This window comes from Streptomyces sp. NPDC060027 (assembly GCF_042737005.1).
Lineage (GTDB): Bacteria > Actinomycetota > Actinomycetes > Streptomycetales > Streptomycetaceae > Streptomyces.
In genome coordinates, this window is the sequence record NZ_JBHWVI010000243.1 from 1 (window position 1) to 12,615 (window position 12,615).

At 71.2% G+C, this 12,615-nt stretch carries 7 protein-coding genes; all 7 read left to right on the forward strand.

Features of this window, described 5'->3' with window-relative positions; all coding sequences use genetic code 11:
* Positions 1 to 1,306: amino acid adenylation domain-containing protein (locus ACFWBT_RS36650; RefSeq protein WP_385707367.1), on the forward strand; the 1,306-nt coding region annotated here is incomplete at its 5' end.
* Positions 1,307 to 1,374: 68 nt separating this feature from the next.
* Positions 1,375 to 2,301 carry an ornithine carbamoyltransferase gene (locus ACFWBT_RS36655; protein WP_385707369.1) on the forward strand — a complete coding sequence of 309 codons (927 nt, stop codon included), beginning with the start codon at positions 1,375 to 1,377 and terminating at the stop codon, positions 2,299 to 2,301.
* On the forward strand, positions 2,298 to 3,611 hold the full coding sequence (locus ACFWBT_RS36660; protein ID WP_385707371.1) for an MFS transporter: 1,314 nt from the start codon (positions 2,298 to 2,300) through the stop codon (positions 3,609 to 3,611). Before ACFWBT_RS36655 ends, ACFWBT_RS36660 begins: the two co-directional genes overlap by 4 nt.
* Before the next feature lie 15 nt (positions 3,612 to 3,626).
* On the forward strand, positions 3,627 to 4,397 hold the full coding sequence (locus tag ACFWBT_RS36665; protein ID WP_266755818.1) for an ABC transporter ATP-binding protein: 771 nt from the start codon (positions 3,627 to 3,629) through the stop codon (positions 4,395 to 4,397).
* Complete coding sequence (locus ACFWBT_RS36670) at positions 4,397 to 6,886, forward strand: ABC transporter permease (RefSeq protein ID WP_385707374.1); 2,490 nt, start codon at positions 4,397 to 4,399, stop codon at positions 6,884 to 6,886. The genes ACFWBT_RS36665 and ACFWBT_RS36670 overlap by 1 nt, the downstream gene beginning before the upstream one ends.
* Before the next feature lie 244 nt (positions 6,887 to 7,130).
* Complete coding sequence (locus ACFWBT_RS36675; protein WP_266755814.1) at positions 7,131 to 7,346, forward strand: MbtH family NRPS accessory protein; 216 nt, start codon at positions 7,131 to 7,133, stop codon at positions 7,344 to 7,346.
* An 85-nt stretch (positions 7,347 to 7,431) separates the two neighbouring features.
* On the forward strand, positions 7,432 to 12,615 hold a 5,184-nt coding region (locus ACFWBT_RS36680; RefSeq protein WP_385707376.1), incomplete at its 3' end, for an amino acid adenylation domain-containing protein.

A 12,615-nucleotide genomic window follows, 5' to 3' on the forward strand; every position in this document is an offset into this window, starting at 1 on the left:
GATCTTTACGTCGGGTTCGACGGGTCGGCCGAAGGGTGTGCAGGTCACGCATCGGAGTCTGGTGAATCATGTGGACTGGGCGGTGCGGGAGTTGGCGTCGTGCGGTGCGGGTGGGGCGCCGGTGTTCTCGTCGGTGGCGTTCGACTTGGTGGTGCCGAATGTGTGGGCGCCGTTGGCTGCCGGTCAGCGGGTGTGGCTCTATGACGGTGAGCTGACCGAGCTGGGCGAGTCGCTGGCGGGGGCGGGTCCGTTCTCGTTCCTGAAGCTGACCCCTAGTCACCTGCAGCTGATCGGGGGGCAGTTGACCGATGAGCAGATCCGCTCCCTCACCACGCGGATCGTGGTGGCGGGTGAGGCGTTGCCGGGTGCGCTGGTGGAGCGTTGGCGCCGGTTGCTCGGTGATGGGCGCATGGTCAATGAGTACGGTCCGACCGAGGCGACCGTCGGCACGTGTGTCTTCCCGATCGAGACCTCGTACGAGGGTGTCGTGCCGATCGGCCGGCCCCTGCCCAATGTCCATATGCGTGTCCTGGACGCCGAACTGCGTGCCGTCCCGGTGGGTGTGGTGGGGGAGTTGTACGTCAGTGGGTCCGGCGTGGCCCGCGGCTACACCGGTGATCCTGTGCGGACGGCTCAGCGGTTCCTGCCCGACCCCTACGGGGAGGCCGGCGCGCGGTTCTATCGGACCGGGGATCTGGCGCGGTGGCGTGCGGATGGTGCGGTGGAGTTCCTGGGCCGGATCGACGACCAGGTGAAGGTGCGCGGTTATCGCATCGAACTCGGGGAGATCCGGGCCGCGTTGACCGCGCACCCGGCGGTGTCCGACGCAGCGGTGGTCGTGACCGAGGATCAGCGCCTGGTCGCCTACGTCGTCGGTGAGACGGACGGTCTGCGCGAGGCGGTCGCGGGTGAGCTGCCCGAGTACATGGTGCCGTCCCTGTTCGTCGAGCTCGACAAGATCCCGCTGACCGCGAACGGCAAGCTCGACCGGAGCGCTCTGCCCGACCCGGAGACCGGTGCCGCCACGGACACGTACATCGCGCCGCGCAACGAGACCGAGGAGAGCATCGCGGGCATCTGGGGCCAGGTCCTGGGCCTGGACAAGGTCGGCGTCGAGGACAACTTCTTCGACCTAGGCGGCCACTCCATCCTCGCCGTGCGCCTGATCTCCCGGCTCCAGGCCGAGTACGACCTCGATCTGCCCGTGCGGGTGGCCTTCGAACGGCCCACCGTGGCGCAGCTCGCCGTGGAGATCGAGGACCGGGTGCGGGCCGAGATCGACGCGCTTCTCACCGAAGCGCCCTAAGGGCTCCCGCAGTTCCCGCCCCCAGTTCCCGCCCCGCCATCACCTCACGAGAAGGGACCCCCATCGTCATGGGATCCGTGCGACACCTCATCTCCCTGACCGACCTGACCGACGACGAGCTGCGCGGGATCGTGGCGCGAGGCGTCGCGTTCGCCTCCGGCGAGCGGGCGAGGACCATGGACGGCGCCGTCGTCGGCGTCTACTTCCGCCGTACGTCGACCCGGACCCGTACGGCGTTCACGGCCGGCGCGCTGCGGCTCGGCGCGCAGACCGTGACGTTCGGGCCCGCCGATCTCCAGACCAATACCGGCGAGACCAGCGAGGACACCGGACGGGTGTTCGCCGGCATGCTGGACCTGCTGGTGGCCAGGACCGCCGACGCCACCGAGGAACTGCGGACCTGGGCGGCGGCCGGGGACATGTCGGTGGTCAACGCCATGAGTGCCGAGGAGCACCCGACGCAAGGGCTCACCGATCTGACCACGCTGCAACGGCACTTCGGGCGGGTGGACGGCCTCCGGCTGCTGTACGTCGGCGAGGGCAACAACAGCGCCGCCGCCCTGGCGCTGGCCCTCACCCGTTTTTCCGGCACCGAACTGGAACTGCGCACACCGCCCGGCTACGGTCTCGCGTCCGACGTGCTCGCCCGGGCCACGGAACAGGCCGCGCGAAGCGGCGCGGAGATCGTCGAGCGGCACGACATGAGCGCGCTGCCCGCCGATCTCGACGCGGTGTACACCACCCGCTGGCAGACCACCGGGACCAGCAAGCCCACCGAGGACTGGCGGGAGGTCTTCGCCCCGTTCCAGGTCACCCGTGCCCTGTGGGAGGGCAGCCCGAAGGCCGTGTTCCTGCACGACCTGCCCGCCCACCGCGGCGAGGAGGTCACCGCCGAGGTGCTCGACGGGCCGACGAGCATCGCCTTCACCCAGGCCACGCACAAGCTGCACAGCGCGATGGCTGTCCTGGAGTGGTGCTGGGCGGGCAGTCGATGAGTACGGAAGTCCAGGTGCGGGACGGCGGCGAGGAGAAGCCGCCTCCGCTGCGCAGCAACGTACGTTTCCGGTTGCTGTGGGGCGGATCCGCGCTCTCGGTCATGGCGGAGCGCTCCTCCACCATGGCCTTCACCCTGCTCGTCCTGTGGCACACCGGGTCGAAGAGCGCCGCCGGACTGGTCGGCTTCAGCGCCCTGCTGCCCATGCTGGTCATGCAGTTGCCGGCCGGTGTGCTGGTGGACCGCTGGGACAGGCGGCGGGTGATGCTCTTCTGTGTGGCGGGCCGGGCGCTGGCCATCGGGTCGGTCGCGGTGTCGCTCGTCGGGGACGACGTGCGCGTCTGGCACATCGCCCTGGTCGCCTTCGTCCAGGGCAGCCTCACCGTCTTCTACCAGCTGTCCGAACGCGCGGCGGTACGCGGTGTCGTACCGCCGCAGCAGGTGTCGACCGCGATGGCGCAGAACGAGGCGCGGTCCCGGGCCGTGAACTTCGTCGGACATCCGGCGAGCGGTGTGCTCTTCGGCCTGTCGGCGTGGGTACCGTTCCTGTCCAGCACGGGCCTCTATCTGCTGTCCCTGCTGACGCTCACCCGGCTGAGGATCCCGAAGCGGCAGTCCGGTGGAGCGGGCAAGAGCGCCCGGGGGATGCGTGAGGAGATCTCCAGCGGACTGCGCTGGGTGTGGGAGCGCGCCTATTTCCGCTCGGCGCTGCTCGTCATCGCGGGGAGCAACCTGGTCTTCCAGGGACTCATTCTCACGGTCGCCGTGCTGGTCAGGGAGCAGGGCAGACCGGCGAGCACGGTCGGCCTGATCATGGCGGCCGGCAGTATCGGCGGACTCCTCGGGGCCTTCAGCGGAGGGTGGCTGACCAGGCGGCTGCCGATGCGGCGCGTCATGATCTACGCCCATGTCGCCTGGGCCCTGATCATGCCCGGAACGGTATTTCTGCTTCATCCGGTGACACTTGGGATTCTCTTCTTCATAACGTCGCATATAGGAGCGGCTGTTACCGTCTGCGGCATGTCCCATCAGGTGCGCATCACGCCCGACGCCATGCAGGGGAGGGTCGGCAGCGTCGTCATGCTCCTGGTTTCCGGGGCGAGTTCGATCGGCGCGCTCGGCACCGGATATCTCCTCGAAGGTCTCGGCACGCGCGGGACGCTGGCCATCGCATCCGGAGTGATGGCCCTGCTCGCCGTGGTGGCGACCGTCGTGTTCACCCGCCGAGGGGCGGAGCTCGAAGACCGGAGCGCCCAGGACGAGGCGTCCGGACATCAGCGGGAGCTGACGGCCGGTCCCCCACCACCATGACGCTACGGAGAATCGATGAATGACGCAGTGCGGCTGGAGTCGCTCAGCAAAACCTATGGCTCGGGCAGCGGCGCGGTCAGCGCGTTGCGCGACGTGGGCCTGTCCTTCCCGCGCGGCAGTTTCACGGCCGTCATGGGGCCTTCGGGATCGGGCAAGTCCACACTGCTGCAGTGTGCCGCCGGGCTCGACCGGCCCACGTCCGGGCGGGTGTTCATCGACGGTACGGACATCGGCGGCCTGAACGAGACCCGGCTGACCGAGTTCCGCCGGGAGTCCACCGGCTTCGTCTTTCAGGCGTTCAACCTGCTGCCCTCGCTGACGGCCGCGCAGAACGTCGGCCTGCCGCTGCGGCTGGCCGGCCGCAAACCCGGTCGCCAGACGGTGCTGAAGGCGCTTGCCCAGGTCGGCCTCGAGGATCAGGCCGGCAAGCGGCCCAGCCAGCTCTCCGGCGGCCAGCAGCAGCGGGTCGCGGTGGCCCGAGCGCTCGTCACCCGCCCGGCCGTGCTCTTCGCGGACGAACCGACCGGCGCGCTCGACATCACGACCGGACGTGAACTGCTGGAAGTCTTACGGAAGCTGGTGGGCACCCCGGTGACCGGGGGGCGGGGTGCCGACGACCCCGAGCCCGACCAGCCGACCACGATCGTGATGGTCACGCACGACCCGAACGTGGCCGCGTACGCCGACCGCGTGGTGTTCCTCGCCGACGGCGCGCTGGTCGGCGAGCTGAAGGACCCGACGGCCGAGGCGGTCGCCGCCCGCATGACCGATCTGGCGGTGTCGTAGTGCTCGGCATCGCCCTCCAGACGCTCCGGACGCGCTGGGTGTCGTTCCTCGGCACCGTCGTAGCCCTCGTGCTCGGCGTCGCGCAGGTGGCCGCGATGGGCATCCTGCTGATGACCATGCTCGACCTGCCCGACCGGCCGCCGGAGCGGTTCGCCCAGGCCTCCGCCGTCGTGCTGCCCACCGACCCCGACTGGGACCCCGCCCACCACGACCTCGGAGTCCGCTCGCTGCCCGAGGCCGAAGGCGTCTCCCCGGACCTGCTCGACCGCGTCCGGGCCACCGGCGAGACCGTCGTCGACCGGGCCTTCTACGCGCAGCTCCAGGACGGCCCGCGCAACCAGGTCGGTCACCCCTGGGCGGTCGCCCGGTTCGGCGGCTACAGGCTGACGAGCGGCTCGCAGCCGTCGGGCGACCGGGAGATCGTCGTACCCTCCGACCAGGCGCACACCGGCGACAGGGTGACGGTCATGACCGCCGCCGGCGTCTCCCCTTACACGGTGTCCGGCACGGTCGCCCCCGTCGGCTGGGAGAACGCGGTGTTCTTCGGCGACGCCGAAGCGGCCCGGATCTCCCCGCGCGTCCAGGCACTGGTGGCGCTCGGCCCGCCCGCCCAGGTGCGCGACGCCGTCGGCAAGGACGCCGAGGTCCTGACCGGCAGCGACCGGCACAAGGCCGACGCCAGCGAGGCCGAGGACCGCGAGACCCTCGACAACACCATCACGCTGGTCCCGGTGATGGCGTCCGTCGCGGGCACCACCTCCGTGTTCGTCGTCGCGTCCACGTTCGCCTTCGCCGTCATCCAGCGCCGCCGCGAGGTCGCCCTGCTGCGCACCGTCGGCGCCACGCCCAAACAGGTCCGCCGCATGATGCGCGGCGAGGCCCTGCTCGTCGGCACCCTGGCCTCCGCGCTCGGCGCGGCCCTCGGCCTGTACGGGGCCCAGCTGCTCACCGACATGCTCATCGACCTCGACATCTCACCGCCGTGGTTCCAGGCGCCGCCGTCCCTGCACTGGACGGTGACCGCCCCGCTGGCCGGCGCGTTCCTCGTCGGAGTGCTGGTCGCGCTCTGCGGAGCCGCCACCGCCGCGTACCGCGCCGGACGGGTGCGGCCCGTCGAGGCGCTGCGCGAGGCCGCCGTCGACGACTCCGGCATGACACCGTCGCGGCTGCTGATCGGCGCAATCGGTATCGGAGCGGGCGTAGGCCTGGCCGCGTGGATCGCGGTCGGCAAACCGGCCACCATCCTCTCGCCCAACACCTACGTCACCGAACTCCTCGTCCCCGTCCTGGCAGCCGCCGTCATCGCCCCCCTGGCCATCGGCCCACTGGCCCGGCTGCTGATGTGGCCGTTCCGCAATACGGCGGGACCCACCGCGATGCTCGTGCGCGAGAGCGTGCTCAGCTCACGACGCCGCACCGCCGCCACCGCGGCACCCATCCTGCTCACCGTCGGACTCGCCCTGTCGCTGCTCGCCGCCACCGACTCGCTCGGCGCGGCCCGCGACCACGGCCTGCGCAATCAGATCGCCTCCCCGTACGCCCTCGCCCCCGACGGCACCCCGGGCATCAGCCCCGAAGTCGTCGACCGGGTCAAGAGGATCGACGGCGTACAGATCGCGGCACCGCTCCTGACCACCGTCTACACCCGCGACGAGGACCGCTACGACGAGAACGACGGCATGGTCGTGGACACGTCCGTGCTCAAGTCGACGATGGACCTCACCATCACCCAGGGCTCCCTGGACAAGCTCGACGACAACAGCATCGCCGCCCCCGACCTGTGGGGCTGGGACGCCGGCACCTCGCAGAAGATCCTGCTCGGCGACGGCTCGGAAGCGACACTGAAGGTCGCTGCGGTCTACAAGGCCATGCGCGGCGAGGACGTCGCCTACCTTCCGGAGCGCTTCGCGCCCTCGGCCGCGTACGCCCGGGACGGACTGGCCCGGCGCGCCTACATCAACCTGGAACCCGGCACGGACAAGGCCGCCGCGACCGCGGCGATCACCAAGGCCGTGCAGGGCAGCGGGGCACACTTCCTGACCCGGGCCGAACTGGTCGCCTCGGAAGCCGCCTACGCCCGCCATCTCATCGAGGTGCGGCAGCGCTCCACGGCCGTGATCGTCGTGCTGTTCTGCTTCATCGCGATCCTGAACACCCTCCTCATGGCGACCGCGGACCGCCGCCGCGACCTGGCGGTCCTCCGCCTGGCCGGAGCCACGCCCCGACAGGTCCTACGGTTCTTCGTCGCCGAATCCCTGCTGGTGGCCGCGATCGGTGTCGTCCTCGCCCTGATCGCGTCCGCCCTCAACATCGCCGCCCTGTGGGCGGCACTGCTCCACCTCTTCGGTACGACCCCGATCGTGGCGCCCTGGCTCGTGGTCGTCGGCATCGCCGCCGTCTCCACGGTCCTCGCCGTCATCGGCACGGTGCTGCCGGTCACGGCGGCACTGCGCTCCCGGATCGTCCAGCTCGTGGGCGCCCGGGAGTAGCCCGGCCGGTGGTGCTCGCGCGGCGCGCGGGCACCCGTCCCGAAAGACCGCGCGCGGCCTGGTCCCTCCCCCGTGGGGACCGGGTCGCGCGCTTCGTCGTGCCCGGCGCACCACCCGCAACCCCCTTCGCCCGTACGACAGTTCGCGTAGAGGCCCGGTATAGGCCCCCACCGGAAGCTGACGACGGATCCGGAATCGCCTTCCGGTCCGCTGTCCGAACAGACCTCCGAGAGGGAGAGCCGACATGGCTGACGAGCAGACCGACGACCGCGTGTACCGGGTGGTCCTCAACGACGAGGAGCAGTACTCCATCTGGGCCGCGGACCGGGACCTGCCCGCGGGCTGGCACGCGGAAGGAACCGAGGGGACCCGGCAGGAGTGCCTGGACCGCATCGAGGAGGTCTGGACGGACCTGCGCCCGGCAAGCCTGCGCCGCCGCATGGAGCAGACGTCCGCCTGACCCGCGCACTCCGCACAGCCACGCACACGCACACAGCACCACGGCCGGAAACAGGGAAGCACACGGTGGGGGAGGAGCGCTCAGCATGAGCACGGGCGAAGTTCGTACGGGCCAGGAAGCCAGGGACCAGCGCGAGGAACTGGTGCGCGCCCGGCTCGCCGGCGCCCGCCGGGGGCGGCGCGCCACAATGCGGCGGGCCGACCGGGACGGCCCGCCGGCCCTCTCCCACGGCCAGCAGCAGATGTGGTTCCTCAGCCGCCTCGACCCGGACAGCTGGGAGTACAGCGTCCCGGTCGTGCTGCGGCTGCGGGGACCGCTCGACACCGACGTGCTGCGCCGCGCCTTCGAGGCCCTGCGGTCCCGCCACGAGATCCTCCGCACCCGCTACCGCCTCGACGGCGCCGAGCCCGTCCAACTCATCGACGCGCCGGGCCCGTTCGACCTCCCCGTCGACGACCTGACCGGACTCGCCGACGGCCCGGAGCGGGAGCGGCGGGCGCTCGCCCTGGCCGAGGCCGAGCCCGGCCGCCCGTTCGACCTGGAGCGGGGCGACCCCCTGCGTGCCCGGCTGATCCGCGTCGCGGACGACGACCACATCCTCGCGGTCGTCCTGCACCACGTGGCCTGTGACGAATGGTCGGTCGGGCTGCTCCTCGGCGAACTCGCCTCCCTGTACGCCGCGTTCGGCGCCGGCCGACCCGACCCGCTCGCCCCCGTCGACTTCCAGTACGCCGACTACGCGGCCTGGCAGCGTTCCCGCCTCGCCGACGGCACGCTCGACACCCACGTCACCTACTGGCGCGAGCAGTTGCGGGGCATCACCCCGCTGGAGGTGCCCACCGACCGGCCCCGCCCCGCCACCCGCAGCTGGGCGGGCGACGCCGTACCCGTCACCCTGCCCGTTCCCCTCGCCGAACGGCTCCGCGCCCTCGGCTCGGCGCACGGCGCCACCCTCTTCACCACCCTGCTCACCGGATACCAGGCACTGCTGTCCCGCTACACCGGACGCGACGACATCCCCGTGGGCACCGTCGTCTCCGGCCGCGGCCGCCCGGAACTCGAGCAACTCGTCGGCTACGCCGTCAACACCCTGGTCCTGCGCGGCCGCTGGCAGGGCGACCCCTCGTTCCGTGCCCTGCTCGACAGCACCCGCGACACCGTCCTGGACGCCTTCGACCACCAGGAGTATCCCTTCGCCCGGCTGGTCGACGAGCTCCAGCCCGAACGCGACCTGTCCCGCACCCCGCTGTGCCAGGTCGCCTTCACCCTGCACCAGGAACGCACCGAGGGATTCCGGCTCCCCGGCGTGGCCGCCGAACCGCTGCGCGCCCCCTCCCGCGTCTCCCGCTTCGACCTCACCCTCCAGCTCGGCGAGCGCGCCGACGGCTCCGTCCAGGGCACGCTGGAGTACAGCACCGCGCTCTACGACCGGGCCACCGTCGAACGGCTCGCCCGCCACTACGTACGCCTGCTGGAATCCGCAGCGGTCGACCCGGACCGCGCGCTCTCCCTGCTCGACCTGCTCGACCACACGGACCTCGCCGTCCTCGTCCCCGAACCCCGGCTCTTCCCGGACCCGGACCGATGCGTCCACCAGCTCTTCGAGGAACGGGCCGCCGCCACCCCGGACGCCACCGCCGTCGTCTGCGGCGGACAACGGCTCAGCTACGCCGAACTCGACGCCCGCGCCAACCGGCTCGCCCACCACCTGCGCGAACTCGACGCGGGACCAAGCGGGTTGGTCGGCGTCAGCCTCGACCGCGGACCCGACCTCCTGCCCACCCTGATCGGCGTCCTCAAAACCGGCGCAGCCTACCTCCCCCTCGACCCCGAGCACCCGGCGGAACGACTCGCGAGCACCCTCCAGGACGCCGGCGCCCGCATCGTCGTCACCTCCGGCACCCATGCCGCCCACCTCGCCGCCGCCCACGACGGCCACCTGGTGAACCTCGACGGCGAGCGCGAGAGCGCCGCCCTCGCCGCGGCGCCCACCACCGCCCCGGCCGTGGACGTCCGACCCGACGACCTGATCTACACCATCTACACCTCGGGTTCCACCGGCCGGCCCAAGGGCGTCGGACTCACCCACGCGAATGTGCTCCGCCTGTTCACCATCACAGAGGAGCACTACGATTTCGACGCACACGACGTCTGGACGCTCTTCCACTCGTACGCCTTCGACATGTCCGTCTGGGAGATGTGGGGCGCCCTGCTGTACGGGGGGCGCCTCGTCGTCGTACCGCCCGACACCGCGCGTTCCCCCGAGGACTTCCTGCGCCTGCTCGCCGACGAGCGCGTCACCGTCCTCAACCAGACCCCCTCCGGCTTCCACGGCCTGGTGGCACTGGCCGGGAACGGCCACCCGCTGATCGACGAACTCGCCCTGCGCGTGGTCACGTTCGGCGGCGAACGCCTCGACATGCCCGCCCTGCGCCCGTGGGTCGCGCGCCGCGCCCTCGACCGCACGGCCCTCATCAACATGTACGGCATCACCGAGACCACCGTGCACACCACCTACCACCCGGTCACCGGAACCGACCTGGACGCCGACCACGGCAACGACATCGGCGTCCCGCTCCACGACCTTCAGGTACAACTGCACGGGACACACGGCGAGTTGGTGCCCATCGGCGTGCCCGGCGAGATCCACGTCGGCGGACCCGGGGTCGCCCGCATGTACCTCGGCCGTCCCCGCCTCACCGCTGAACGGTTCATACCCGACCCGTACGGCCCGCCCGGCACCCGCCTCTACCGCAGCGGCGACCTCGCCCGCCGCCGCCCCGACGGCGGCCTCGACTACCTCGGCCGCATCGACCACCAGGTCAAGATCCGCGGCCACCGCATCGAACTCGGCGAGATCAAGGCTGCGTTGACCGCCCACCCGCTGGTCCGCGACGCCGTGGTCGTCGCCCGCGAGGACACCCCCGGCGACAAGCGGCTCGTCGCCTACGTCGTCCCCGCCGGTGAGGCCGTCGCAGCCCCCAGTGAACTGCGTGCCCTCCTCGGCCGCACTCTGCCCGCCTACATGATCCCCACCGCGTTCCTCGCGCTCGGCAGGATCCCGCTCACCGTCAACGGCAAACTCGACCAAGCCGCCCTGCCCGCCCCCGACCGCGACGCGCTCGCCGTCGGGCGCACCCAGGTCGCCCCGCGCACCGCCGCCGAGGAGCGGATGACCGAACTCTGGCGCGAGGTCCTCGGCCTCGACCGGGTCGGCGTCACCGACAGCTTCTTCGACCTCGGCGGCGACTCGCTGCGGGCCGTGGCCCTGGCCGCAGCCCTGCGAGACGCCGACCACGACGTCACGGTCCGCGACGTCTTCGCGCACCGAACCCCGGCCGACCTCGTCGAATACCTCACCGGCCGCCCGGCCCCGGCCCGCCCCGAGCCCGGCGTGCCCCCCTTCGCGCTGCTCGCCGACGAGGACCGCGACCGCCTGCCCGAGGGCATCGTGGACGCCTACCCGCTCGCCCAGGTACAGCTCGGCATGGTCGTGGAGATGCTCGCCGACGACGGCCGCAACCACTACCACAACTCGACCTGCTTCCGGATCCTCGACGAGCACACCTTCTCCGCCGAGGCACTCCAGCAGGCGGTACGGGTCGTCATCGGCCGCCACGAGATCCTGCGCACCTCCTTCGCCCTGGACGGCTACGCGGTACCGCTGCAACTCGTCCACGACCCGGCACGGGTCGACACCACCGTCCGCACCCGGGATCTGACCTCCCACGACGCCGCGGCGGCCGAACACTCCCTGCGCGCCTTCATGACAGAGGAACGCGCCGAACTCTTCGACCTCACCCGCGCCCCGCTGATCCGCTTCACCGCGCACACCCGCGACGACGGCAGCTGGTGGCTCACCCTCACCGAATGCCACGCCGTGCTGGAGGGCTGGAGCCATCACTCCCTCCTCATGGAACTCGTCACCACCTACCGGGCCCTGCGCGACGGACAGCCGCTCCAGGAACCGGAAGCCGCCGCCGTGCGCTACGCCGACTTCGTGGCCGCCGAGCTCAGGTCCCTCGACTCCGAGGAGGACCGCGCCTACTGGCACGGCATCGTGGAGAACCACCCCAAGTTCGTCCCGCCGGCCGGATGGGGCGACGACCCGCTCACCACCCCGCGCGGTCTGCACCGGGCCTGGGTCCCGTACCACGACCTCGAAGCAGGGCTCCGCGCCCTGGCCTACGAGGCCCAGGTCCCGATCAAGAGTGTGCTGCACGCCGCGCACCTCAAGGTGATGAGCCGCCTCACCCCCGACGAGACCTTCCGTACCGGCCTTGTCACCAACGCCCGCCCCGAGGCCGTCGGCGCCGAACGCGTCCACGGTGTCTACCTCAACCCCCTGCCCTTCGCCTTCCGGCGCGGTGCCCGCACCTGGCGCGACCTCGTCCGCCAGGTCTTCGACCAGGAGATCGAGGTCTGGCCGCACCGCCGCTATCCGCTCGGCGCCATGCAACGCGAGTTCGGCGCCGCGGAACGCCTCGTGGACGTCCGCTTCAGCTATCAGAACTTCCGGCAGGTCGACCAGGACGTCATCGACTACGCCGCCACCATCGACGACAGCCCCACCGAGTTCCCTCTCGGCGTCTCCACCCGCGCCGGCTTCATCGTGATCACCGCCAACCGCCACATCATCGGCCGCACCGGCGTCGACCGCCTGGCCTCGATGTACCGCACCGTCCTCGAAGACATGGCCACGAACGCCGACGGCGACGCCGAACAGGCGATCCTGCCCGGTGGCGAGCGTGAATTGGTGCTCTCCGCGTGGAACGACACGGTGGTGCCGGTGGGTGAGGTGTCGGTGCCGGAGTTGATCGCGGAGTGTGCGGCGGTGTCGCCGGGCGCGGTGGCGGTGGAGGCGGGGGGTGTTCGTCTGACGTTCGGGGAGCTGCAGGAGCGCGCGAACCGGTTGGCGGGTGTGCTGCGTTCGCGCGGCGTGGGTCCGGAGTCTTCGGTTGCGGTGTTGCTGGATCGTTCGGTGGATCTGGTGGTGGCGTTGCTGGGGGTGTGGCGGGCGGGTGCTGGATATGTGCCGCTGGATCCGGCGCTTCCGCAGGGTCGGATCGCCGGGATGCTGGTGGATGCGGGTGTGTCGGTGGCGGTGACGTCGGCGGGGTATGCGGATCGGTTCGCGGTGGATGTCGTACGGGTGGATGAGGATCACCCGGAGACGTCTGGTCCGTTGCCGTCGGTTGATCTGGATGGGTTGGCGTACACGATCTTTACGTCGGGTTCGACGGGTCGGCCGAAGGGTGTGCAGGTCACG

What these genes read in the sequence shown, in the direction of transcription:
- ACFWBT_RS36655 (WP_385707369.1), top strand. Translation starts at nt 1,375, where the DNA reads ATGGGATCCGTGCGACACCTCATCTCCCTGACCGACCTGACCGACGAC.
- ACFWBT_RS36665 (WP_266755818.1), top strand. Translation starts at nt 3,627, where the DNA reads ATGAATGACGCAGTGCGGCTGGAGTCGCTCAGCAAAACCTATGGCTCG.
- ACFWBT_RS36675 (WP_266755814.1), top strand. Translation starts at nt 7,131, where the DNA reads ATGGCTGACGAGCAGACCGACGACCGCGTGTACCGGGTGGTCCTCAAC.
- ACFWBT_RS36660 (WP_385707371.1), top strand. Translation starts at nt 2,298, where the DNA reads ATGAGTACGGAAGTCCAGGTGCGGGACGGCGGCGAGGAGAAGCCGCCT.